Source organism: Paenibacillus sp. Y660, from assembly GCF_057221575.1.
Genome location: NZ_JBXBBJ010000020.1, coordinates 38704 through 64493, shown reverse-complemented (window position 1 = coordinate 64493; position 25790 = coordinate 38704). Strand labels below are relative to the sequence as shown.

At 46.6% G+C, this 25790-nt stretch carries 23 protein-coding genes and 1 pseudogene; 4 read left to right on the top strand and 20 right to left on the bottom strand.

Annotated elements, in window-relative coordinates; translation table 11 throughout:
• Positions 1–34: 34 nt before the first annotated feature.
• The 9 genes and pseudogenes from AC2TDN_RS19855 to AC2TDN_RS19815 form a co-directional block, all read right to left on the bottom strand.
• Positions 35–1663, bottom strand: a complete 1629-nt coding sequence (locus AC2TDN_RS19855) for a serine/threonine-protein kinase (protein ID WP_484689941.1) — start codon at positions 1661–1663, stop codon at positions 35–37.
• Positions 1664–1801: 138 nt separating this feature from the next.
• Positions 1802–2749 (bottom strand): annotated as a pseudogene (locus AC2TDN_RS19850) (glycoside hydrolase family 88/105 protein); the annotation flags it as partial.
• A 16-nt stretch (positions 2750–2765) separates the two neighbouring features.
• Entirely contained in the window at positions 2766–2927 is a 162-nt protein-coding gene (locus tag AC2TDN_RS19845) for a hypothetical protein (RefSeq protein WP_484689940.1), read from the bottom strand.
• Positions 2928–3067: 140 nt separating this feature from the next.
• Positions 3068–4084: a 23S rRNA (cytidine(2498)-2'-O)-methyltransferase RlmM gene (locus AC2TDN_RS19840; protein WP_482065813.1), complete on the bottom strand. Its 1017-nt coding sequence runs from the start codon at positions 4082–4084 to the stop codon at positions 3068–3070.
• A 1514-nt stretch (positions 4085–5598) separates the two neighbouring features.
• Positions 5599–5931, bottom strand: a complete 333-nt coding sequence (locus tag AC2TDN_RS19835; protein ID WP_484689939.1) for a cyclic-phosphate processing receiver domain-containing protein — start codon at positions 5929–5931, stop codon at positions 5599–5601.
• Between the two features lie 33 nt (positions 5932–5964).
• A complete protein-coding gene (locus AC2TDN_RS19830; RefSeq protein WP_484689938.1) occupies positions 5965–6780 on the bottom strand; it encodes an Fpg/Nei family DNA glycosylase in 816 nt (271 codons plus the stop codon).
• Between the two features lie 39 nt (positions 6781–6819).
• The gene (locus AC2TDN_RS19825) at positions 6820–7632 is read right to left on the bottom strand and encodes a TIGR01457 family HAD-type hydrolase (protein ID WP_484689936.1); all 813 of its coding nucleotides are present in this window, start codon (positions 7630–7632) and stop codon (positions 6820–6822) included.
• A 129-nt stretch (positions 7633–7761) separates the two neighbouring features.
• Positions 7762–9060, bottom strand: a complete 1299-nt coding sequence (locus AC2TDN_RS19820) for a ribonuclease H-like domain-containing protein (RefSeq protein ID WP_484689935.1) — start codon at positions 9058–9060, stop codon at positions 7762–7764.
• 21 nt (positions 9061–9081) lie between these two features.
• Entirely contained in the window at positions 9082–11331 is a 2250-nt protein-coding gene (locus AC2TDN_RS19815) for a DEAD/DEAH box helicase (protein ID WP_484689933.1), read from the bottom strand.
• 226 nt (positions 11332–11557) lie between these two features.
• Between AC2TDN_RS19815 and AC2TDN_RS19810 the strand changes: the two genes are divergently transcribed.
• On the top strand, positions 11558–11851 hold the full coding sequence (locus AC2TDN_RS19810) for an autorepressor SdpR family transcription factor (protein WP_484689932.1): 294 nt from the start codon (positions 11558–11560) through the stop codon (positions 11849–11851).
• Positions 11841–12452 carry an SdpI family protein gene (locus AC2TDN_RS19805; RefSeq protein WP_484689930.1) on the top strand — a complete coding sequence of 204 codons (612 nt, stop codon included), beginning with the start codon at positions 11841–11843 and terminating at the stop codon, positions 12450–12452. The genes AC2TDN_RS19810 and AC2TDN_RS19805 overlap by 11 nt, the downstream gene beginning before the upstream one ends.
• 35 nt (positions 12453–12487) lie before the next feature.
• Here the strand turns inward: AC2TDN_RS19805 and rnz are convergent, their stop codons facing one another.
• Together rnz and metH are read right to left on the bottom strand one after the other, a co-directional pair.
• Positions 12488–13429: a ribonuclease Z gene (rnz, locus tag AC2TDN_RS19800; protein ID WP_484689928.1), complete on the bottom strand. Its 942-nt coding sequence runs from the start codon at positions 13427–13429 to the stop codon at positions 12488–12490.
• Positions 13430–13540: 111 nt separating this feature from the next.
• On the bottom strand, positions 13541–16981 hold the full coding sequence (metH, locus tag AC2TDN_RS19795; protein WP_484689926.1) for a methionine synthase: 3441 nt from the start codon (positions 16979–16981) through the stop codon (positions 13541–13543).
• Between the two features lie 142 nt (positions 16982–17123).
• Here metH and AC2TDN_RS19790 point away from each other — a divergent pair, with 142 nt between their 5' ends.
• Entirely contained in the window at positions 17124–17672 is a 549-nt protein-coding gene (locus tag AC2TDN_RS19790; protein ID WP_484689924.1) for a 1,2-dihydroxy-3-keto-5-methylthiopentene dioxygenase, read from the top strand.
• 73 nt (positions 17673–17745) lie between these two features.
• Here the strand turns inward: AC2TDN_RS19790 and AC2TDN_RS19785 are convergent, their stop codons facing one another.
• The 8 genes from AC2TDN_RS19785 to yneA form a co-directional block, all read right to left on the bottom strand.
• Positions 17746–18534: an HAD family hydrolase gene (locus AC2TDN_RS19785; protein ID WP_484689922.1), complete on the bottom strand. Its 789-nt coding sequence runs from the start codon at positions 18532–18534 to the stop codon at positions 17746–17748.
• A gap of 24 nt (positions 18535–18558) precedes the next feature.
• Positions 18559–19065 (bottom strand): hypothetical protein, encoded by a 507-nt coding sequence (locus AC2TDN_RS19780; RefSeq protein WP_482065802.1) that lies wholly within the window; start codon positions 19063–19065, stop codon positions 18559–18561.
• 26 nt (positions 19066–19091) lie between these two features.
• Entirely contained in the window at positions 19092–20081 is a 990-nt protein-coding gene (locus AC2TDN_RS19775) for an aldo/keto reductase (protein WP_484689920.1), read from the bottom strand.
• A gap of 45 nt (positions 20082–20126) precedes the next feature.
• Complete coding sequence (locus AC2TDN_RS19770; RefSeq protein ID WP_484689918.1) at positions 20127–20339, bottom strand: DUF896 domain-containing protein; 213 nt, start codon at positions 20337–20339, stop codon at positions 20127–20129.
• Positions 20340–20439: 100 nt separating this feature from the next.
• On the bottom strand, positions 20440–21525 hold the full coding sequence (locus tag AC2TDN_RS19765) for an efflux RND transporter periplasmic adaptor subunit (RefSeq protein ID WP_484689917.1): 1086 nt from the start codon (positions 21523–21525) through the stop codon (positions 20440–20442).
• A gap of 26 nt (positions 21526–21551) precedes the next feature.
• A complete protein-coding gene (locus AC2TDN_RS19760; RefSeq protein ID WP_484689916.1) occupies positions 21552–22910 on the bottom strand; it encodes an ABC transporter permease in 1359 nt (452 codons plus the stop codon).
• A complete protein-coding gene (locus AC2TDN_RS19755) occupies positions 22897–23619 on the bottom strand; it encodes an ABC transporter ATP-binding protein (protein ID WP_484689914.1) in 723 nt (240 codons plus the stop codon). The genes AC2TDN_RS19760 and AC2TDN_RS19755 overlap by 14 nt, the downstream gene beginning before the upstream one ends.
• A 165-nt stretch (positions 23620–23784) precedes the next feature.
• On the bottom strand, positions 23785–24159 hold the full coding sequence (gene yneA / locus AC2TDN_RS19750; protein WP_484689912.1) for a cell division suppressor protein YneA: 375 nt from the start codon (positions 24157–24159) through the stop codon (positions 23785–23787).
• Between the two features lie 158 nt (positions 24160–24317).
• Here yneA and lexA point away from each other — a divergent pair, with 158 nt between their 5' ends.
• Entirely contained in the window at positions 24318–24938 is a 621-nt protein-coding gene (lexA, locus tag AC2TDN_RS19745) for a transcriptional repressor LexA (RefSeq protein WP_482065795.1), read from the top strand.
• Positions 24939–25365: 427 nt separating this feature from the next.
• On the opposite strand, the gene AC2TDN_RS19740 is transcribed toward lexA, so the two are convergent.
• The gene (locus tag AC2TDN_RS19740) at positions 25366–25620 is read right to left on the bottom strand and encodes a hypothetical protein (RefSeq protein ID WP_482065794.1); all 255 of its coding nucleotides are present in this window, start codon (positions 25618–25620) and stop codon (positions 25366–25368) included.
• Positions 25621–25790 lie beyond the last annotated feature (170 nt).

Genomic DNA, 25790 nt, shown 5'->3' with positions numbered 1-25790 from the left:
CGTTTTTACCCGTATCATTGTACCACATAAATGGTCATTCCGTGTTTATTTCATTGTAAATGAGCTTAAAAATAGGCATCAGTGCTTGGTTTAGCCTCCTGCGCAAACGCATGTCATCCGCTGCCCACAGGCCATTCCATTGCAGCGTAAGCAGCGTCTCCTCCGGCAGCCTTGGCACGATAGCAAATGGCCGTTCCGGGAACAAGGACAGCCATTCGTTTCTGCCGCGGAACGCCAAATCCTTGTTCGCAATATATTTCATCTTGCCGCCGTTACGCTGCAGCGCTTGTCCTAAAGAGACTAACTGCCTTAGCTCATTCGTTTGCCATTTGGCGACAGCCGGATCTCCGACCACAAAGACGAATCTTGCTTGCTGAAGCAGTGAAAGCGCACCCGGCTCAATCCATTTGCCGGACAAATCGATTAGATTAATCACGCTTCCAGCATGCTGAAGCATCCTGGCAAATCGCTGCTCATCCTGAGTGAATGCTTGATTGCTTTCAGGTCGAAGCGAGAACCAATTCACTGTGCTTTCTTCTTGTTTATAGTGAACATAACGTTGATCGAGTGCCATACTTTCCTTCCAATTGCCGTTCTTTGCTCGTTTAAGCCCGGAAAACCAAGCATGCCATTCCGGCCTTGCCTGCTCGTATTCAGCTGCTGAAACGGATGTGCCCAGCTGCCCTAGAAAGGCAGCAAGCGTATGAGAAAGAAAGGTTGATCCTGCTCCGGGAGCTAATGACAACATGCAAATCATCGTTCCTCGTGCTCGGAAATTTATCTTATTGAGCTCTAGATTATGACCTGGAGTGTCATTTATTTGCGAAGACGCAAAAGGCTTAAGTGCCTCTTCTACCTCCAGCATGGAGCGAAAACGCAAATTCGGATCGGACTGGAGCAAACGCCGCAGCACCGCAATGAATATATTCGGAATATCAGGCAGCAGATGAGCAAAAGGAGCGCGATCTCCTCTGCTTCCTGCTATTTGATTATAGATCTCTCCTCCGCTAGCCATGAAATAGAGCAGCGCTCCCAGCCCGTATACATCTGTCCGTTCGTCGCTTTGCCCCATTCCCTCCTGCTCCGGCGCGGCGAAGCCGACCGTTCCAAGCTGAGCGGTATCCTGCTGCTGTCCCTCCTTGTATTGTCGCGAAATGCCGAAATCGATCAGCTTTACATGCCATTTCTGATCAATAATGACATTTGTTGGCTTCAGGTCGCGGTGAATAATGGGCGGTGCATGTCCATGCAAATGGATAAGCGCGGCACAGAGCTGCAAGCCGATATGGATCATTTGACTAAAGGTCACTGCAACATGCCTTGAACGAATTAATTCAGCAACGGTGCGGCCATCAATGTACTCCATGACCAGCGCTTCAAAATCATGCTCTACAGGCGAGTAATAATCCATAATCAATGGCAAATGCGGATGGTTGACCTTCATCATCATATAAGCTTCGCCAGCGTATCTGCCGCGGCCGCCTGGAATAGGCGCAATGACTTTCACCGCTCGTAGGTTGCCAGCAAGCTTGAGATCATCCGCTGCATAGACTACGCCCATACCCCCGCGGCCTAAAATGCCAACAATCCGATATCGTCCACCGACAATCGCACCCAATGGGAAAGGATTAAATAAAGTTTGCAGGCTATCCGGACTATCCATACCGTTACCTCCTCCTTATGGCCAACAAAAAAAAGCATCCCGACGCCGTTTGTGTAGGTACAAACGGCATCAGGATGCTTTCCTGATTCTAATTGATTAGTGCTACTTTAACATAAAATGGATGAATAAAACAATGTGTCATCGTTTAGAAAACGCGTTTTGGGTATGGAGCAGCTCCGATAGAAACGCAAGCGCCAGTCCCTGGCCCCAGCCCTGCACACGCTTGTGCGCGACGTCGCGATAGCCCTGCTGATCATTCATAACAGCCGTTCCGGCAGACACATTCAGCACTGCCCCATCCTCGGTAATTTGGCTTAAAATACCGTCAATAGAACGTTGAATGTATTTATTGTATAAGGAGCCAAAAGCGAACAAGCCAGTTGCAATACCTGCAGAGCCCGATGATTCATGGTAGGAGGTTTCATCGTCCAATACGGTATGCCATAGCCCATTATCGGCTTGCAAACGTACAAGTGTGCTGAGCTGATCCCGCATGGAGCCTTCGATGATCATGAACGACGGATGCTGGACGGCAATATGCGGCAGAGCCTTAGCCATCGTCAACGCAGCCCATGAATTGCCGCGAGCCCAGAAAATGGACGACATATGGTTTTGCGCGATATTGTCCCAGCCATGGTAATACAAATTCGTAACCGGATCCTGCAGGAAATGCTCATGTCCGTGATACTGCTTCAGGCCATCCTCCAAATAATCGGCGCGGTCCAGAAGATGTCCCATCCGAACGAGGAAATAACCAGCCATCATCATCGTATCTACCCAAGCCTGCTCGGGAAAATTGTACGTTTCCGAATTAACGGTATGCTGAAAAATGCCGTCCGCGAAGCGAATCGCGTCATTCTTTAAGTATTCGGCCATTTGAATCGCAACGTCTAAATACTTTTGATCGTCAGTTGCCTGATAGAGCGAGATAAGCGCATGCCCAATCGAAACGCCGTTAACGGATAGCTTAGGGAGGCCATCCTCCAGCTTCTCATCCACCCATTCCTGCAATAGCTGAATATAGCGTTCATTTCCAGTTGCTTCATAAGCCTCGGCTACGCCGTAAAAAGCGACTCCTCCCGGCCATCGCTCTTAATCGACCTCAAATAGCGCTGAATGGTTGAATCCGTAGCGCATAAAAATCAAAAGCATATTGCTGGATTACAATGGCAAGTACGGCAACGACGATCATAATGACGGAGATCAGCACAAACATTTTGTGCTTGATCCGCAAGTTTGTATAAAGCGCTTTCAAGTTAGGCATCAAAAAAAGCCTCCTATAAGCGTTAAGCGCTAATGCCTTCATTTAGATCGGCCTAGCATGCCCCGCGTTAGAATGGATTCAGCTCATACAGGTCTGTTTGGGCAAAAAGAAAGCCCTGCCTCGCGGCGAGGGCGGTTGCGTTATTTTTTGATCAGATATAATGTAATCTCTTCCCGGTTATGAAACAATTGCTTCGCTTTCTGCAGCAAAAATTCCGTCGACAATCTTGAAATGACATCTCTAATCGTCTGAAGCGGTTTCCGGTGCATGAGCTTAACGGTGATGATCGCTGTAGCGCCCTTCACAAGGGCAGGCTCAAGATCAAGCACAAGCTTGCACATAAGCATCGGGCTCCAGCTCATATCGCAGACAAGCAAATCAAACGCACCGGCGTTAAATTTAACCTCCGAAGCATTCCGTTTCAAGTAGGTTAACGTCGGATAAGCCAAAAGCGATGGATGCAAATCTGCAGGATCAACTGCAGTAACCCGCAAGCCTCGCTCCAATAGAAGCGATGTCCACCCGCCCGGCGCTGCGCCTACGTCAAGCGCATTCTGATAACCCGCATAGTTTAGCTTGAACTCACGCTCAGCTTCAAGCAGCTTAAATTTGGCGCGAGATACCTGTCCTTCTTCTCGCTGGAAGCGAACAGCTCCGCCTGGCCAATCCGACAGCATGTCCGTTGGAGCGCCGAAGCCGATATAAAGCTGATTGACCGCAGCATAGATCGCAATGATGACCTCAGGCTGCTGTACAACAGGCTCCGCGTCGACTTCCTCCAGCACAGCATCAAGCACAGCTTTCGTATCGGCAGCCGAATAAACAAACTCCGACTTGGAAGTTCGTCTAATGTGTACGGCAACTCGTTTATTTTCAAAGGTCAGCACGGCATTGCGCACCATATCCGACAATTGCTCTAGATCATTTGCGTTTCCGGTAATTTCAATCGTCCGATCCACCGGCTGCACATGCCGCAAAAAGATCGGCTCCTGTTGAAGTATAGCCTGCAGCGTCTCTTCCCGAGCTTGCGGACTCGTCATTAAAAACACTTCTCCCGCAGCAAGCTGCGTAAATGCCACACCCTCGATCAATCTGCGAAGCTCTTCCATCGCATAAGGCGCATAAGTTTGATTGGCTGTTCCGATCCATTGACTCACGTAGCAAAAACCTCTTTCATATGTGAATTACCCTGGGGGGGTCCCTTGGAGGGACCTTTTTTTCACCCCTGCCCCTAAAGGGGTTATCTGCCAACCTTTAAAGGCTTACTACCAACCTTCAAAGGCTTACTACCAACCTTAAAGGCTTACTACCAACCTTAAAGGCTTACTACCAACCTTAAAGGCTTACTACCAACCTTAAAGGCTTTTCGAACCCACCCAAACCCTCCCTTCCAAGGGAGGGCCCCAAGGACTGCGTCCTCTGGACACCTGCAAGTGGACTAACGTTTGTGCTCAAAATGCGCTCGCGAGATACGTTGGTAGGGGATCGCTTTCGTCCCTGCGGGACACGCTTTACTTTAGATGCACCAGTGTTACCTGAACGACTCAACACCTGAGTAACGATGGATGTTTAGCGACGCATACGAATTCAATCGAGCTAGGCTCGCTTTTGTCCCTTCGGGACACGCTTTAATTTTGGATCCTTATTGATGCGCTTAACCTCTTTGTTAAGCAATAAATAAGAGCAATATTTGTATTATAACCGAATGCGTCACATTTCGTGAAACCAATACTGAAAACATAGTTTCTTAAACTACGATTTGCACCACGAAATGAGATTATTCAATCCCTTGTAGTACGATTAGACGCTTGTCCAGAAAGGTTAAGCGAATCTTATGTTAGAAAACGTCCTGAAAGGACGAACGCTATTCTCATTTATGAATGCGTCTGGCAGGACGAACGCCATTGTTTCGCAAGAGAGTGTCCTGTAAGGACAATGCTTTTCTTCTTGCACGAAAGCGTATAGTAGGGACAATCGCCATACTCTCGCATGAAAGCGTGTCCTGCAAGGACGAAAGCGATCCAATCTCCAAAAATGGCTTGTCCACCACAGTGTTGCACCAACGTTTAACGGTTTTAGAGGTTACCCAAGTGCACCTAAGAGTAAGCGTGTCCCAACGGGACGAAAGCGTTCGATGCTCTTCCGCAGCTCGCGAGCGCATGTCCAACTCTTACGTTTGTCCAGTTGCGGGTGTCCAGAGGGTGCAACCCTTGGGGCCCTCCCTTGGAAGGGAGGGTTTGGGTGGGTTCGAAAAGCCTTTAAAGGTTGGTTTTAAAGCCCTTTAGGGTTTGGGTGTGACCTGCAAGGACGAAAGCGACCCAATCTCCAAAAATGGCTTGTCCACTACTGTGTTGCACCAACGTTTAACGGTTTTAGAGGTCACCCAAGTGCACCAAAGAGTAAGCGTGTCCCAACGGGACGAAAGCGTTCGATGCTCTTCCGCAGCTCGCTAGCGCATGTCCAACTCCTACGTTTGTCCAGTTGCGGGTGTCCAGAGGGTGCAACCCTTGGGGCCCTCCCTTGGAAGGGAGGGTTTGGGTGGGTTCGAAAAGCCTTTAAAGGTTGGTTTAAAAAGCCCTTTAGGGTTTGGGTGAAAAAGCCCTTTAGGGTCTGGGTGAAAAAGCCCTTTAGGGTTTGGGTGTAAAACCCCTCGAGGGTCTGGGTGAAAAAATTATCGACCAGCTATTCTATTTATTAGCGCGTCCGGCATTGGACCATTATGCAGCTTGGTCTCGGCTGGCGCGTTCGTTGAAAGCGCATGGTACATTTGCATACGTCCTGCCGAGCTTGAGGTGTGCAAGAAGATTTGCTCTGGGTAACGACCTGTCTCTACGATATGGCGAACCACCTCGTAGCCAGTAGGCTGGGCCCATCCTAGATCGTAATCTAGAGATAAAATACCGATTGTCTCCATATCAAGCAGCTGCTTGCATTCTTCAGCATTGCTTGCCAGCACAAAGCCTTTTGGACATGCACGGTAATCATCTAAATAAACATGAATCATGAATGAGTCCCCCGTTCAACGTCAGATTCGAAGTTACTGATCCTTTTGGCAGTCTGAACAAACGAATGCTTTTCGACCAGACACTTCAATTTTCTCGATTACACCGCCGCAGCGCGTGCAGTTTTGACCTTCGCGGTCGTAAACTGAAAAATGATCTTGATGTCCTCCAGTCAAGCTGTCTCCTTCGGCAAAAGGCTGCTCTCCTGCTCCGCCCTGTGAAATCGCTTCCTTTAATACACTATGCATCGAATCGTATAGGCGTTCCCACGTTTCACGTTCAAACATCGGTATTTTTGCATCGGGGCGCAGTGACGCAGCATAGCAAATTTCATCCGAATAAACGGCACCAATGCCTGAAATGACATTTTGGTCCATTAATGACGTTTTGATCGAGCCGCGCTTCTTGGCAAAACGAGCGATGAAGCGATCAACCGTCATTCTTTTGTCCAAAGCATCTGGACCGAACCGTCCCAGCTTCTCCTCAACTTCCTTCACCGTCAACAGCTGCAATGCATCCGCTCGCAGTCCAATGCAGAACAATGTCACTGGGCCAAAATGCAGCTTCACTTGCGCAGCGCGCGCTGGCTCTTCCGACTCGCTGCCTTTATACAAATAAGCCCCCTGCCCCAATTGAAGCAATAGGCGCTTGCCATTGTCCAAATGGAACAATAAGAACAAGCCGCGTCTTTCCACAAACCAAATCACTTTACCAACAATGTCTCGCTCAATTTGCTCATTACTAGCTTGAAATGTTTTTACGTTAGAGATCTCGACACCGGTAATTTGAGCTCCTGCGAATTGCTCCGCTAATAAAGCTCGATAATTGTCCAGTTCCGGCAGTTCCTGCATGAAGCACGCTTCCTTCCTAATTTCTTCGTCTGCTTTGTCTTATATCTCTTTATGGTCAGAAATATACAAACGAAGGTCTTCTAAGTCTTTGCATATAATCGTTGGCTTGCAGCCGGCTTGTTCCATATAGTATTCCATATTTTGAGCCGTTGTAAGACCAGTTAATACTAATATCGTGCCGCAGCCTGCAGCCACTCCAAATGCAATGTCCGTTGCCATATTATCGCCAACTACCCATGCTTCGTCAGCTTTTAATCCGATCTCCCTTAAGGAATAGTTCATAAGAATAGAAGAAGGCTTGCCAATTAGGATAGGCTCTTTGCCTCCTGCAGCCTTAAGCATTGCGCCTATGGAGCCCGCTCCTGGAATGAGTCCATCGCTCGATGGCAGCAGCAAATCAGGGTTCGTCATTATAAATGTCGCTCCGTTATGAATATAGCGAACTGCTTTCGTCAACCGTTCGTAGGTGAATGAGCGGTCAATCCCTTGCAGGACAAAATCCGGCTGCTCCTCCGTCAGCAATAAGCCCGCCTCTTGAACGGCTTTCCTTAAACCAGCCTCACCAACTACAAACACAGAAGCGCCTGGCTTCAGGAATGCAATATGCTCAGCCGCCGCTTGCGCGGATGTACAAACCTCTTCAGCGGAAGCCGGAATCCCCATTTTCAACAGTCTTTCAGCCACCTCAGCAGGCGTTGCCGATGAATTATTGGTTACAAAGCGAAAAGGAAGCTTCGTTTCGCGCAAGTAAGTAATCAAGGTGTCTGCACCATCAATACGATGCGTACCGTGATATAACGTGCCGTCTAGGTCGATAAGTAATCCGCGCATTGCTGCTTGTTTCACTGTCATAGCGTATGTCCTCTCATGCGCAAGCGGCAGCTGCTGGATTCCGGTTGTTAAGCTTACATTTTCATTATAAAATACAATTAAACTGCAGCTGTCTGCTTTACGCATCTGCTCTATAGTAAGGTTTCCCGATTATTTGAATTGTTTTTCTGTCTTTCGGCGCAGCCTTGAAATCCGATTGCGCAGCGCTTCAAGCTCCGCTCTTTTTTTGGTGTCCCGGCGAGCGAGCATCGAATGATTTAATGCATGCTCAAACGCTAGATTCGCGTGCCCTAAAGCTGATTCATAATCTTTGAGCTTATGCTCGTAATACATCGCAAGCTCAATGCTCGCTTCATGGGCTGCCGCCCCGAAATGAGCCTTGGAATGAATAAGAGCCTTCTGCCACAATAACACAGCACGCACCCAATTTCCAGCCTTCTTGTCACGCTCGGCGAGCATGATAAGGGTTGATGGATTCGCCTGCTCCTCTTTCATTGCCATAACAAATAATAGGCCGGGAAGCTCGCTTTTTCCCATGCGCTCCAGCCACAGTCCAGTACGTACCATTTCCTCCGGCTCATCCGGCAAAGGTATATAAGACGCGAGATTTCCATTTAGCAAATGCCCAAATCGAATCGCGAGACAGGCTAGCGAGAGCATATCGATTTCATTATGTCGAAAAACGCCCTCGAGCGGAGCAGGATCTCCATCCGCCAAAAACTGAAAATATAGCTGCGGCGCAAGCGAGCCTGGCACATCGTCCTCGCGGTGAATGCCCAGCCTCTCCTCTTCGACATGGCTTAGCTTGCAGGAAACGAGCGTGTTTTTCCATAATGACCTCGAAGGATGCAAAAAATCGAGATGCCTCGGTTCCCACAGATTGCGGCTAAGCCCATGCATAATAAAACGGTTTTGAACGAGCGGCCAATCAAAGGTTTTGCCATTGTACGTTGCCAGAAAAGTGAAATGGTTCAGCTTCTCCGCCAAATACATCAGCATCGCTCTCTCTTCGGCAGGATGTCTGATCAACGTTTGCTCGATGACAAATTGCCCTTTCGACATATATCCTATGCCGACCATGAAAGGAATGTTACCCGCTCCTACGCCGAGCCCAGTCGTTTCCAGATCGAGAAACAAAATTTGCTCAGCAAATGTTTCACGCAAAGGATGGAAGGCCGACAATCCAGGCGCCGCCTTGGTAAGCTCTTCTATAGCATGATGACCATGGCGATAATTGATCGGATAAACGATTTTCCGAAGCAGGAAGCTGCCCGTATCGTTCTCCATCAGCAACACATCGAAAGTCTCCCATACAGGCGAAAGCTGCTCCTTATTCTCTTCCTGCGAGATCAGCTCCTCGCTCACAGCAGCTGCTGTTTCTACCTGGCTGTCCTTCTCCGTGCTCTCTCCGCGCAGCCGATTCATACGTTCACGCATGCTGCTCATCATTTATCCCTCCCAATACGCCATTTAGAACTGGTCTAGCAGCTGTATGCTTCTGTATTTCCCATTGATGCCTTCGATCTCTGTCCCAATACATGCCGGGCACCCATCCTTGCATGAGCATTTTTGAATTAAATGTTTTGCCGCGTTTTTTATTTCATCGAATCGCTTATAGACATCTTCAGCGAGGCCGATGCCTCCGGGGTAATGATCGTATAGGAAAACGGTAGGCAGTCCGGTATGCGCCGCTTTAATTTGAGATACGACATGTATATCGCTCCGGTCACACATGACGAGTACAGGCGCAATATGACGCATAACATTCGCAATTCCCAGCAGAAGCTGCTCCAACGTCTTCTCCCCTATTTCAGGGTCTACCTGCTTTAATTCCATCCATGCCGCACTGGTGTGCAGCTCCTCTTCTGGCAAATGGATGGGCCCAGAGCCGATATTTTCTCCACTCGATAATTTGATTTTTTTGAAAATGGTAGGCACAGCATTTATGGCGACATCTCCAAAATTTAATGAAGTATGCTCTCTGTCCGTCGTTTTATCAATCTGCAAAACCTTTAAATTTACGGCTAAATTGGCATCCGTATAATACTCAACATCCACTTCCCGCACATAAGCCTTCTTATGGTCCCAGTCCAGCTTTTCAACTTGGAATTGAACCCCTTCATGCAAATAAATCGCTTCATCATGCAAAAGGGTCATCGCGCTGAATCGATCCATCTCGCCAATAATTTTTACGTCGGCTACATTGCTTTGATCGATAATAACGACATTCTCTTGTGAAGCAGAACGCAAACTGATGTTGCTTGCCGGGAAAGACTGATTGGCCCAGTAGAAGGTATCGCCGTTGCGATGTAATATTCTTTCCTCTACTAAATACTCCATGATTTCAACCACATCGACAGGACCAAATGGCTCAGCGGCTTTGAAAGGCAGCTCATAGGCCGCGCATCGCAGATGGTCCACGAGAATAAGCAGATTCTCAGGATTTATCCGAGCCGCTTCCGGGTTCCGGTCAAAAAAGTAATCGGGGTTTTGAACGATGTGCTGGTCAATAGGCGTCGAGCTGGCTACCATCAATATAAGAGCTTCACCGTGTCTTCGTCCCGCTCGGCCTGCTTGCTGCCAAGTGCTGGCTACGCTGCCTGGATAGCCGGTCATGACGCATACCTGCAGCTGTCCGATATCTACGCCAAGCTCAAGCGCATTCGTGCTCACTACGCCGAGTATATCGCCTGCCCGCAATCCCTTTTCAATTTCGCGCCGCTGATTTGGCAAATAACCGCCGCGATAGCCGCGAATCGATTTTGCGCCTATCTGATTTTTTACAAGCTCCTGGATATGACTGAGAATTAACTCGACACGCACCCGGCTTCTGGCAAAAATAATCGTTTGAATTTTATTTTTCAAAAACTCTGTAGCCAAATGATTGACCTCGACCGTCGCGCTTTTTCTTATATTAAGAGGCTGGTTTACGATTGGCGGGTTGTAGAAAACAAAATGTTTTCTTCCTCTAGGCGCTCCGTTGTCGTCAATTAAACGCATTGGCTCCCCTGTTAGCTGCTCGGCCAATTCCTTTGGGTTTGCAATCGTAGCCGATGTGCATATAAATGTAGGGTTGCTGCCATAAAATTTGCAAATCCGTTTTAATCGCCTCAGAACATTAGCGACATGGCTGCCAAATACGCCCCGATATGTATGCAATTCGTCGATCACGATATACTTTAAATTTTCAAAAAGGCTTACCCATTTCGTATGATGCGGCAAGATCCCGGAATGGAGCATGTCCGGATTCGTTATGACAATATGCCCTGCCATTCTTACTTTCTGGCGAATGGCCGGCGACGTATCCCCGTCATAAGTAAAGCTTTTTATGTCAATGCCCATCTCATCTATCATTTCAGTCAATTCGCTTTTTTGATCTTGCGATAATGCTTTAGTCGGAAAAAGATACAGCGCTCTGCTCGTTTCATCTGCCGCAATGGCTTGCAGAACAGGCAGATTGTAGCACATCGTTTTCCCGGAAGCTGTTGGGGTAACGGCTACAATGTTCTCGCCCTTTTCTACTGCCTTGTAGGCTGAATATTGGTGCGAGTAAAGCTGATCTATGCCTCGCCTAGCAAGCGCATCGGCAATTCTAGCGTCTACTGTATCTGGAATAGGCTTATATTTGGCGTCTTGTGGTTCTATTTCATGCCAATTTACGATATTCTCATTACCCCGCAGATCTTGAATGATGTCTGCTAGAGTCTTCTTTTTGAACATGGCTGATTCACCTCTTTATAACAACCATTTTAGCGAATATTTGTTCGCTTGACTAGATAGTGGGTAATGATGGTCTTCATTTAAAATGATTATTTGTCTTGAGGGTTTGGCCGTTTCCTCCCAAATTGACAGCGCCGACACGAAACGTTATAGTAATGTAAATTATATTTAGATAATTATCTAAATCTCTAACCCATGTATAGGTTAATTTGGGAAGGATGAATAAATGACGACTAATCTTGCCTTTAAAGCTCTTTCTGATCCGACTAGGCGCATCATATTGGATTTACTGCGCGAGCGCGATCTGACCGCTGGGGAAATTGCCGACCACTTTCAAATGACAAAGCCTAGCATCTCCCATCACCTCAACTTGCTTAAGCAGGCGGAGCTTGTATGGGATGAACGGAAAGGCCAGCATATTTATTATTCCCTCAACACTACCGTTTTCCAAGACCTGTTAAAATGGTTTGTCTCCTTTCAGCAATCAGATCCGGAGGGAATGAAGAGGAATGAAATCTAGCGTATTATCTTGGATCATCATCTCAATTGCCTTGATCGGAAGCTTCGCTGCTTATCCATACATGCCTGAGCAAATGGCTATTCACTGGAATGTGAGCAATGAAATCAACGGCTTCGCGCACAAAGCTTTTGCTCTGCTGCTGCTGCCCGCTTTAATGGTCATTCTAATTGTTGTCCTTCCAAAAAAGCAAAACTATCAAATTCACAAGCCCGGCATACATATTGTGCAAAATGTTACGCTTCTCTGCTTGCTCGTCCTGCATAGCGTTACGATTGCTTTTGGCTACGGCGTGTCGTTCAATATTGCAAAAGTAATCCTGCCGATGGTTGGCATATTGCTCGCCATCACAGGCTATCATATGCCGCGATTCCAGCCCAACAGCTTTATCGGAATCAGAACGACATATACGCTTGCAAGCGAGAGTAATTGGAGAAAGACGCACAAGAGCGCAGCCAAATTTTATTTAATCGGCGGCTTGCTGATGATTGCGGCTACATTCGTTCCTGCCCCCTATCATACGATCCTCTTCTTCGGTATTTTCGTCATGGTCGTGCTCGCATCCGTTTACTTGTCGTTTCACTTTGGGAAGGATAGCAAATAAAAAAAACGCGTGGTCGCACCCCGCGTTTTTTTGTTTTACTCTTTAGGCAAACCCCGGTGAATTTCGATGTGGAGAAAATCCGTTGCCGCTTTTACTTGTGGAAAATAAATCGCTGCCTCCGCCTCTAATTGGCTAAGATCCTCATTACTGTATCGTCCGCTAAAATGCGTCATAACGAGCTGCTTCGCATCCGCCTTTGCCGCTGCTTCTGCCGCCTCCCTGGTCGTACAATGTCCGAATTCATGCGCTTTCTCCTCCAAGCCCGCGGCAAAAGTAGCTTCATGCACCAACAGATCGGCGCCGATTGCCAGTTTAAAGGCGTTGTCGCAAGGCTTCGTGTCTCCAAGAATCGTAATCACTCTGCCGACAAGAGAAGGTCCGGTAACGTCTTCAGGCCGTACAATTACTCCGCTTGGCGATGTGACGGATTCCCCTTGCTTTAGCTTCCCGTATAAAGGCCCTGCTTCAAACCCAAGCTCTTCCAGCTTATGAACAAGCAGCTTGCCAGGCTGATCACGCTCCGTTATGCGGTAGCCAAAGCTGATTACGCGATGCTCAAGCAAGCCAACCTCTACCTTAAACCGATCATCCTCAAAAATAATACCTTCATCGCCTGATAGCTCATGGATCACAAGCTCATAGTCCAGCTGTGTAGCGCTGATGGAAAATATCGTATCGATATAGCGTTTGATGCCGATTGGACCATAGAGCTGAACAGGCGTCACTCCGCCATCGAACGAACGGCTGCTTAGCAAGCCTGGCAGGCCGTAAATATGGTCTCCGTGCAAATGAGTAATAAACACAGCCTCCATCTTGTTCAGCTTCAGCGGCGTTTGCATCAGCTGATGCTGCGTGGCTTCGCCGGCATCGAACAGCCACCAGCTGCAGCCTGGCTCAGGATGCTGCAGCGCAGCAGCTGTCACATTCCGATACTTGGACGGTCTGCCGGCACCTGTCCCCAAAAACCACATATTCATAACTTCGACCACCTCACGATTAGCAACTGCTTTTTTACTGCGTAAATGGAAACGAAGAGCCCTCTCCAGCTCGTTTTACCGAACGCCAGAGGGCTCTTTCATCATTATAATCTATAGTTTCTCAACGTTAAAATATTGCGCTTCAGGATGGGCAAATACCATCGCAGAAACTGATGCTTCCGGCTCCATCATACACCCTTCCGTCAATTCGACGCCAATATCCTGCGGTCTCATCAAATCGAACAACGGCTCTTGATCCTCAAGGTTCGGACATGCCGGGTAGCCGAATGATACGCGAATACCTTGATAACGAGCGCCATGGCGCTGCTTCATCGTCATTTCAGCTGGATCTGGATAGCCGCAAATGTCACGCATAATATGGTGGACACGCTCGGCCATCCCCTCCGCTACTTCAAGCGCAACAGATTGCAGCGCATGCGACCGCAAATAATCGCCGTTATCCTTCCACTCATTCGCCAGCTCGCGTATGCCGTGGCCTGCCGTTACGACTAGGAAACCAACATAGTCCATGACGCCGCTGTCCACTGATTTCAAGAAATCAGCAAGGCATAGGAATGGCTCAACCTGCTGGCGCGGGAATGTGAACCGCTTGATCTCCTGCAGCGGATCTGCCGGGTTATAAATAATAACGTCGTTGCCTGATGACTGTGCCGGGAAGAAGCGATACATGCCGTGAGTCTTCACGATACCGTCCGAGGTTCCCTTTTGCAAAATATCATCTACGGTTGCTTTGAGCTGCAGCGCTTTTTCATTGCCTTCTTTAAGCAAATTATCGACATTGCCTTTAAGCCCCAAGTGATGGCCAAGCAGCATCTGCATATTCACATAAGGTATAACATGAGGAAGCGGAACATCGCGCAGCACGTGACGGTCTAGATCCGGCGGCGTAAACACAGGTGCATCCGGCGAAATTTTGGAACGGACGGCACGCGTCAATTCTGGCAATGGCTTTTTCTCTTCCTCTTCCAATCCGCCAGAAGCTTTGTAAGCGGCCATTTCTTCCTCAAGCCGCGAGCGATGCTCAGGGTCCATCAGCTTGTTCGCTATATCGAGGCCATCCATCGCATCCTTCGCATATAGGACGAGACCGTCATATTCAGGGCCGATTCTTGTTTTCGTAAATTTCCGCGTCAGCGCAGCGCCACCTACAAGGATAGGCGCATCAATGCCTGCTGTTCGCAAATCCTGTGCAGTAATGACCATTTGCTGTGCTGATTTTACGAGCAAGCCCGACAGCCCGATCGCGTCGACCTTCTCCTTGCGATAGGCTTCGATCAACTGCTCTGGCGGTACTTTTATGCCCAAATTAATGATTTTGTAACCGTTGTTCGACAAAATAATTTCAACCAGGTTTTTGCCGATATCATGCACATCGCCCTTAACCGTTGCCAAAATGATTTTACCTTTTACGGACGATTCGTTTTTCTCCATGAAAGACTCTAAGTAGGTTACAGAAGCTTTCATAACCTCAGCGCTTTGCAGCACTTCCGCTACGATAAGCTCATTGCCGTTAAATAAGCGGCCAACCTCTTCCATTCCGCGCATGAGCGGCCCGTTGATGACTTCCATAGCCGAATATTTTTTGAGCGCCTCGTCGAGGTCGGGGATGAGCCCTTCCTTCGTTCCCTCTACAACATAGGAACCAAGACGCTCCTCCAGCGTAAGATTCGAGATTTTTTCTTTCTTTTCTACTTTCTTGTCGCGGAAAGCGGCAACGAACGAAGCCAGCGTCTCGTCCGTCGTATTGTAAATAAGCTCCTCTGCCAAGCGGCGCTCTTCATCGGGAATCGAAGCGTAACGCTCCAGCTTCTCTGTGTTCACGATCGCATAGTCTAGGCCTGCCTTAGTTGCATGATACAGGTATACGGAATTGAGCACCTCGCGTCCCGCATCCGGCAAACCGAAGGAAATGTTGCTGAGTCCGAGGATCGTTTTGGCGAGCGGGAACTTTTCCTTAATCATCCGAATGCCTTCAAGCGTCTCGACAGCCGAACCGATGTATTGCGGATCTCCCGAGCCGACAGGGAACATATTCGGATCAAAAATAATATCCTCAGGATTCATCTTATATTTCTGTGTCAGCAGGTTATAGGATCGCTCCGCAACCTCCATCTTCGCCTCGCGAGTTACAGCTTGGCCGCGCTCATCGATTAGAATCATAACGACAGCCGCACCATAACGGTGAATCAACGGCAAAATCTGCTCAAACTTCGATTCGCCATCCTCCAGGTTAATGGAGTTGATAATCGCTTTGCCTTGGGAATATTTAAGACCCAGCTCAATAATATGATCATAGGTGGAATCGAGCATGAGCGGCGCTTTAATTTTTTTGACGACCTGCGGCAAAAATTGATGGACCGCGTAAGCCTCATCGATATCGGTATCCTGCAAGTTAATATCGATAACATGCGCGCCGCCTTTGACTTGCGCCCTAGCGATCTCCGAAGCTTCATCAAACTTCTCTTCCTTCAGAAGCCGCTTGAACTTGCGCGAACCGGAAATATTTGTCCGTTCCCCGATCATAATCGGGCGATTTTCCGGTTCGATAAATACCGTCTCAATGCCGGATACGGCATTCGGATGCGAACCCATTTTAGTACGCGGAGCGTACGCAGACATCGTCTCCGCCATAACCCGAATATGCTCCGGAGTCGTGCCGCAGCAGCCGCCGGCAATATTCAACCAGCCCTGCTCAGCGAATGCCGACATCTTCTTCGCAAGCGATTCCGGCGATTCATGATAATGTCCATTCTCATCCGGCAAGCCGGCATTTGGATAACAGCTGATCGCAGAATTTGCGATTTCACTGAGTGTCCGCAGGTGGTCACGCATAAACTCCGGGCCAGTCGCACAGTTTAGACCAATCGAGATCGGCTTAAGGTGCTCCAAGGAAATGTAGAACGATTCTATCGTTTGTCCGGCGAGCGTTGTGCCCATCGGCTCAATCGTGCCGGAAATCATAATCGGAAGCTCTTTGCCAAGCTTGTCAAACGCATTGCGAATGCCGATGCTTCCTGCTTTTACATTAAGCGTATCCTGAGAGGTTTCGAGCAGCAGCGCATCCACGTCTGCTTCAATCAAAGCAAGCGCTTGCTCATAATAGCTCTCAACCAGCTCATCGAAAGTTACGCCTCCGGTTACCGACAATGTTTTGGTTGTAGGTCCAAGCGCACCGGCTACATAACGGGGCTTGTCTGGCGTACTGTATTTGTCGCATGCATCGCGTGCAAGCTTCGCGGCAGCCAAATTGATTTCTCTCGCTTTTTTGGGAATATCGTAATCCGCCAAAACAACGCTTGTAGCGCCAAACGTATTCGTTTCCAAAATATCTGCGCCTGCTTCTAAGTACTGCTCATGAATCAATTGTATAACATCGGGACGAGTCAGAACGAGCATTTCATTACAGCCGTCAAGCTCCGCTCCGCCAAAATCATCCTCATTTAAATTCGCTTGCTGAATCATCGTACCCATCGCGCCGTCCAAAATGAGTATGCGCTCCTGAAGCATTTGTTGTATGGTCGGTTTCGACAATTTACTACACCCTTCCCAAAATCATTAACCCATAGTTTATCAGAATACCTTTTATGTGAAAAGGTAAATCCATCGACAATCGATTTATTTTGATCTATAATAATTATATCATTTAATTTCTATAGGAAAAGAGGGAATGTTCATGGCTGAAATTAGAATTCGCAATACAGAAGAACGGATTCAAGGTGAAGAAGCTGTCCGTGCATTTCTAGAAAAGCAAGAGGTGCTTTACGAGCATTGGAATCCAGCGAAGCTAGAAGAAGGTTTACAGCAAAAATTTGTACTCTCCGATGAAGAGAAACAGCAAATATTAGCAACTTATGACGAAGAAATTCAAGATTTGGCTGCGCGTCGCGGCTATAAAACATGGGATATTATCGCGTTGTCTGATGCTACCCCTAACCTGGATGAGCTTCTAAAAAAATTCGAAAACGTGCATACGCACACAGAAGATGAGGTTCGTGCTATTACGGCAGGACGCGGCATCTTCATCATCAAAGGTACTGACGATGTTGGTTATTTTGACGTTGAGCTGGAAGCTGGCGATGTTATTTCCGTTCCGGAGTACAAGCCGCATTTCTTTACGCTGATGGAAAACCGTCAAATCGTAGCTGTTCGTCTTTTCATCGAAACAGAAGGCTGGATCGCTCACCCATTTGCTGACGAGAAGTTTGCATCGAGCAACGCCTAATGTCATTCTAACATAATGCAAGCCCCTCGTTAGCAGCTTAAGCTGTCTGCGAGGGGCTTTTTATTGCTATACTTTAAGAGACGAGCAGCGGAAGCAGCTCTTCTAAATGCTTGATTTCATGAGTAGGAACGATCTCGTCATTGCGTACAGCGCCATGGCGATTGATCCAAACCGAGGTCATCCCAATCGTGTTTGCGCCAAGAATATCCGTTGTGAGCTTATCGCCCACCATGATGGCATGATCGGTTTCGATGCCAAGACGCTCAAGCGCATGCTCAAAAATCGATGCGGCTGGCTTACCGAGTCCGAATTCACCCGAAATTATAATATGATCGAAATAAGGAATCAGTTCCGGCACGCCTGCCAGCTTCTCTCGCTGCAAGTCAGGTGATCCGTTCGTCAATAGAAGCAGCTTGTATTTGCCTTTAAGCGCATCCAGAACAGAGAACGTTTCTTCATATACGATCGGACGCGCACGTCTTTCGGCAGGGAACTGCTCAGCTAGCTTTGCGCCTAGCTCCTCATCATCAACACCAACAGCTTTCAAGCCTTGTGTCCAAGCTGCTTTGCGATAGCCGGGTGCAAGGCTCTCTAGCTTGCGGAATTCCTCTTGCTCGCCTTCACGGAAAGGCGCCCAAAGTCCTTCAAACGGGTTGATTCCGATCAGCTTCGTAAATGGGAATGTTTCATATGACTCATAAAGCGCTCTTGCTTCACGGCGAACCGATTCCTCAAGCTCATTAGGATCTACCCCTGTCGCTGCCGCTGCCGCTTGGCATGTCGCTTCAAAGGCTTCCTTTACACTGCGGTCATCCCACAGCAACGTGTCGTCCAAATCAAATAATACTGCTTGTTTAGCCATCGTTGATCGAACTCTCCTGCCTATTTATTTTTGCGAGAAAGAAATGCCGTTCGCTTGTGCGAAGACTTTAAGCTTCTCGCCCATTTCTTCAGTCGGGAAACGGTTAGTCAATTTTGAGAATACCCAGTTTCCGCCTTTGTGCTGCTCTATAATCACATAACCCTTTTGAACGCTAATGCCTTTGATGTTGGACACAGGGATTCGTTTGTCGCCAGTCATACGGCGTGACTGTACAAAATCTTTGCCAATCGTTATGTAGGGTCTGCGGAAAAAGAATAATGCAGCCAGCAAAATATAACAGCCAACGGTTACCCAGAACATCGTATCCATTTTGAATTGCTCTGCGCCTTGCATAAGGATGATGTACATGCCGATAAATAAAATCAATAAGATTGGGGCAATGAAATTACGCCCAACGATCTTCTCAGACTTCTCGGCATTAAAGACGATTTGACCATCTCCTTGCTTCTTGCGTTGTTTGTTTACAACATTCATGTTTTTGCGCACTTTGCGCTCCCAAGATCGTGACAAGCTGACATTCCTCCTAATTGTAAAAGCTATTCAAACGGTCTGCGGAATTTTTCAATGAAGCGATTTGGATAATCCTCCGGCAGCGCGCTTATTTGCTCCAAACGATTCCATACCTCGCTTGGCATCTCCCAGCCTATTGCTCCGATATTATCCTCAAATTGCTCTAATTTGCTGGCGCCGAATATCGGTGAAGTAATGCCTTCCCGCTGAATGAGCCAGCGGAGCGCAACCTGTGCGGGAGTTTTATCAAGCTCTTTCGCTGCTTCAAGCAAAGCATCAAGAATGACAAAGTTTTTATCGAGGGCACGATTAACCCATGCGCTCTCCCCTACCTTAGAGGTTAAACGTCCTTCTGTTGGCTCTTCCCTGCTGTAACGGCCAGTCAGGAAACCGCCGCCGATAGGAGCCCAAGGAATAATGCCTACCTTCTCCTCTAAGCAAAGCGACAGCATCTCGCGATCCATTTGTCTGCTTACCAAGCTATATTGGGGCTGAATGGACACAAAACGCACATAACGGCTAGCATCGCTATAGGCTAGTGACTTCATTAGCTGCCATGCAAAGAAATTAGAGCAGCCTATGTAACGCACCTTGCCGGAAGTGACAAGGTCATCAAGCGTGCGGAGCGTTTCCTCGATTGGAGTAGCATGATCCCACACATGGACCTGGTACAAGTCGATATAATCGGTTTGCAGACGCTTAAGGCTAGCTTCGACGCCATCCATAATATGCTTGCGTGATAAGCCCACTCCGTTGATATTACCCGAAGTGGTCATACGCACCTTTGTAGCAAGGACGATGTCGGAACGCTTGTTTTTAATGGCTTTGCCTACGATCTCCTCAGATCGGCCGCTCACATAAACGTCGGCTGTATCGAGGAAATTGCCCCCGCGATCAACAAAGCGATCAATCATATCGATTGAATCCTCTTCACTTGTCGTATTGCAAAATGTCATCGTTCCCAAACATAACTCGGATACGGCTAGTCCACTTTTGCCAAGCAAATTATATTTCATATAAACACCCTCCCATGGATATTTAATGAGTACCACTGACCTTTATTAATGCTTGATATTGTCCTTATCATCAACAATTTCAATCTGATCCAGCTGTTGACGAAAATTATTTTTGAAGTTAGTCATATATTGCTTGCGCAGCTCATCTCTTTCGACCGTTTCTTCATCGGTTAAACCTACCGATTTATTTTTACGAGCCAGCTCGTTAATACGTTCAATTATTTTCGAGAATTCCATTGCTTGCTCTACTCCTCTCATGATGAAAAAACCTCTACACTATACTTTGACATTTTCAACGTTCAGTTGTCAAGGAATCGTAGAGGCTTCATCGGTAATCTATGGAGTTAGAGCACTGCTATTATTGTAGAACGACCTGATCGCCAGCTTTTAATCCTTTAAGCACTTCCGTCAGCTCGGGCGTTTCGAGCCCGATTTTAATTTCTTTCCGCTCATACTGGCCATTACCCGTATCCTTCATGACAAAATGCTTATCTTTTTCACGAATGATTGCAATCGATGGAACCGCAGTTGTATTTTCCTTGCGCTCAGTCTCTATTGCACCATTCAAGCTCAGACCTGCTATCAAATACTCGCTAGGCTCAAGAATGATGACGACCTCAAACTGAGCAGCTTGATTTAAATTATTTTGATCCGTTCCTGTTTTCGCAAATTTAGATACTTTCAGTACTTTCCCCTTCAGCTTCAGTTCCTTCATCGCATTCATCTTAACCTGAACCGGCATGCCGGGCTTGATGCGAAAAACATCCTGTTCCCCAACTAGCGCAATGAATTGCAATTTGTTCAAATCAACGACCTTGCCCACATATTCATTGTCTGTTAAAGCTTGCGGCCGTTTGTTGGCATTATCAAATAAAAAGATTCCTGTGGCCGGTGAGCGTAAGCTGGAATCTTTCAGCTTGTTTTTCTTCACAAGCAGCTCCTTCACTTGAATGCTCGACGTCACATCATTCAATTCCTTCGTCAAGCGAGCTATTTCCTTATTAACAAAAACCTTTTTGCGCCCCTCTTCAGTAGATTCCAACGGGCTCGATTCGTCATCCACCTGACTTAAATAGTCATTCAGATCAGCCTCGAGTTTAGCTTTATGCAGTACTGCCTCCGCCTGCAAAATCTCGTTTTGCACCGCTGTCTGATCGAGCTTAAACAGCACATCGCCCTTCTTCACCTGCTGGCCGTCCTCAATTGCCCACTCTGTGACCTTTGAGCCAAAGGGGGCATATACGAGCGTCTCCTGCTCATACAGCGACTTTCCTTTCACCTCAACTGTACTCGCAATCGTCTCTTTCGTCACTTGAAACGTAATCGGCTGCGAGTCTGTTGCCATTAGGTCTGCGGGCCTTGATGGATTTCCAATTCTATATAGTACAAAGCTGATGCCGATAATAATAAGACCAATTATTGCCCACTTTATTTTCTTCTTCATCTTTATGCTCCTTCTTCAACTTTAAATTAATCTCGTCTTATCGCTGTCAGAGCATCTGTACGTGATGCGCTAATAGCTGGATAAATTCCTGAAAATATGCCAGTGGCAAGCGCGAATGCCATACCGATTGGAATCGTTAATAAAGGAACAAATATAATGACCGAATCCTGTTCGTTGGATAAGTTCGTAATCAGACCATTAATACCCCATACGATCCAGTATGAAAATAATACGCCAAGCAATCCGCCAAGCAGACCCAGCAACGCTGCTTCTACAATAAACATATTTCGAATTTGGCTAAGGTTAGCGCCAAGCACCTTCATGATGCCAATTTGCCTTCGCCTTTGATAGGTAGACATCGTCATAGCTACGACAATTGAAATAGAAGCGATAATGAGAATAAAAACACCGATGCCAAGTGCGGCTGCTTTTATAATTTTAAATTCATTCGCAAGCCGTTCCTTTTGAAATAAATTAGTTTGCGTTGACACGACAAGCTTTTGAAGCTGTCGCTCTACTTGCTCGATTTTGGATTGATTATCGACCTTCACGATAATCGAATTATAGGATTCCTGCTGATCGCCAGGCAGCTTAAGCTCTTTCTTAAGGAGCGCTGCCGTCTCAATCGATATGTAGCCCTTCTTGTCGTACATAATCTGATCATCCTTGAGACCGCTTGGTTTTTTCAGGACACCAACAACACGCAGCGGCCTGCTTAGAACCTGACCTTCAGACGAATAATAGCGAAACTGTATTTGCTTCTGATATAAAACGGTTGGAATACTGTTTAAGCTTTGATATTGCTCGAACACTGCATCATCATATGGATTCGAGTTTAGCTGCTCTTGTATATTTTGTTTGGTTATATCATCGATCAGACCCATAGTAGCGCCATAGTTAAGCACAATCATGTCCTCAAGATTAGATGGCCCGCCTTGCATGAATTCATTTCCGAAAGCTGTAAGCATCTCCAAATCCGTACCGATCAATTGGGTTTGATTTTGTGAAGCAAGCCCATCTAAAGTCGTCAGCTCCATATATTCAAGCTGCTGAAAAGGAGCTGCTGCCGTCACATGCTTGATTTTCTTCATAATATCAAGCTTTTGCTGCGTCAATTTCCCTTGTTTCAGCGATTCGCTTTCACTTTCATTTGCAGGGGTTTTGCTGCCAGCTCCAGCACCTGTATTTGCTGTTACCGTAATCTCATCCATTTTTAAATAGCTGTTCATCTGCTGCTCGACATAAATTTGCGCAGATTCGCCTATACTCATAGCTACAATAATGGCAGCACAGCCAATCGAAATACCTGCCGCACAAAGTGCCGTTACGACCTTCCTGCGCTTGACTTGATCCCAAGACAATCGTGTAATATCACTTATTCTCAATTTGCGTTCCCCCCGCAAGCAATCTTTCTTGAGCGGCTTCCTGCTCCGTCACGAGGTAACCATCCCGCAGCGTAATAATTTTTTCCGTTTGGGCTGCAACCTCACGTTCATGTGTAACGATGATAAAAGTCGTTTCCATCGATTTGTTCAAATGCTTCAAAATCATAATAATTTCTTCTTCTGTTTTTGTATCCAAATTACCAGTAGGCTCGTCCGCAAAAATGACCGATGGCTCAGTGATCAATGACCGGGCTATACTGACACGCTGCTGCTGTCCTCCTGAGAGCTGTGATGGAAATAATTCCGCTTTATCCGGAATTCCCACCTGTTCAAGCAAAGCAAGCGCTTTTTTCTTCCTTATAGAAGGATGAATCGATTGAAACACGAGCGGCAGCTCGACGTTTTCTCTAACGGTCAAATTGGCAATCAGCTCATACGCTTGAAAAATAAACCCGATATGCTTTCGTCTAAACTCAGCCAACCGATTTTCGTTCATCGTAACGATATTGTGGTCTGCAATAAAGATTTGCCCCTCTGTAGGCTTCATTAAGCCGGCCATTAAGTTCAGCAGCGTAGATTTGCCAGAGCCGGAGCTTCCTAAAAGCGCAATCATTTCTCCCTTATGTACATCAAAGCTAATATGCTGCAGTACAGCAGTCGCTTCATTCCCATTCATGAAGGAATGGGATAGCTCTTCAACACGTAACAATTCAGCCTCTCCTTTCAATCCCCTTCAATAGACGAACTTACCTAGGGAAAACCCTGCAGTTCACACAAAAAAACTTTCTAAAAGAAGTAGATTCCATTGATCTACTTGATTCAGAAAGCTATGTATATGATGAAACAATTCTATTAATTGTAAATGACTCTCAAATTAAATGCTAGGAATAATTAGCTTTTGCCCTGGCATAATTTCCGAGGATTGCAGGTTGTTGCGATCTTTAATCAAATAAATGACATATCGAATATCTTGCTTGCCATCGGTATATTGCTTAGCGATTTCCCAAAGTGTGTCACCCGAATGCACGATAACCATATTTTCTCCAGCTGTCGCTTCTGCTGGATAACTGCCGGAAGCAGCTGTTCCTATAAACAGAAAGCTAGTAAATAAAAGTGCGAACACAGCTGAGCAGACTACAATCTTTGCTGCATGGCGCTTCATCAATCGTCTGATCAAATGGTTAAACACCGTTGTTTTAACTGTTTCTTGTTTGTGTATCGTTCTATTAAAACTTGAACTAGTTATCATTATTCAGCACCCCAAACGTTTGTTCTGTTTTTAGAATACACGAACAAACGTTTGGAGTCAACAAAAAAATACGAACTTCTGTACTTGAGAACTTATGTTTGTACGAACTCCGGTTCTATGTTATAATTTGCTACAAACCTACTAATGGAGTGATCACAGTGTCGAAGATTTCTAACCGACAACATTCTATTCTTGAATTTATTAAGAATGAAGTCCGGGAGAAAGGCTATCCACCTTCCGTTCGAGAAATCGGCGAAGCTGTTGGATTGTTATCCAGTTCAACCGTTCACGGTCATTTGGACCGCTTGGAGAAGAAAGGCCTAATTCGCCGGGATCCCACTAAACCACGTGCTATTGAAATTTTAGATCAAGAAGGTGTGGATGGCATGATCCCCCTTTCCGTTGCCAAAGTACCTATCGTTGGTAAAGTTACTGCGGGTGTGCCTATTACCGCAACAGAGAACATCGAAGAGTATTTCCCTCTTCCTTCACACTTTGTAGGTGACAGCAGCGTATTCATCTTGAATGTCATGGGCGAGAGTATGATCGAAGCCGGTATTCACGATGGAGATTACGTTATTGTTCGTCAGCAGCAAACAGCTAATAACGGAGAAATCGTTGTTGCAATGACTGAGGATGACGAAGCAACGGTCAAGACGTTCTACAAGGAGAAAAATCACATTCGCCTGCAGCCGGAAAATTCCACAATGCAGCCGATTTTACTCCAAAATGTAACCATTCTAGGCAAAGTCATCGGACTTTTCCGGGATATCCATTAAAGCAAGTAAACGTACATAAAGAAGAGGCTGATCCGATATGCGCAAGCATAGTCGACTCAGCCTCTTCTTTGCTATTTATTTCTATTGTGTATCTTTCGGCATTCGATTCATTTTTCTTCACAAATAATGTAAATTTTTTCTCCCCACTCCTGCCTGCCCTATGACAAACACCCAATCAATGAGTGATTAGCCCGCATAACCTATAATGTATTCAACACGTAAGGAGGTGCACCTAAAAAATGTCCGGTTACGTTGGTGGAGCTTTTACAAACTTAGGTACAATTTTGGTCCTATTCATTTTATTGGTGATTATCGCATGCAGCTGCGGCTTCGGCGGCTACTAATTCAACCATTAAACTTCGCAAAAGACCCATACTATGGGTCTTTTTGTGTGGACTCATATTTTTATTGCGCACTATTCTAGATCTTATATGGCTCTCTTCCGAAGCTGGCCTACAGTCATTTTTGCTTTTGAAAGATGGACAAGCTGTTGTAGATTAAGCTGTGGATAATCATATAGCAGTCCTTCATAGACGACATGAAATTGACTGTAATTCAGAAAATCATCAGGTGTAACCAGCGTCGATGGACGGTTACAGACCGGAATCCCGCTTTTCCGCATCGTTTCTGCAACGAATTGTGAACAAAAGTAGGAATGGGCGGGCCGTAAATCCCACTCCATATACACCCCCACCAAACCAATCAAATTAGGATAAGTCATTTTGCGAACCGCGCGTATAGAATGCTCCCCCGATTACTAGTTTACTAGAAGGAACGCCTTTGCTTTTATAAAACTTAATTGATTTATCTACACTATATTGGGAAAAATACATCCGAAAATGAGATAGAAAC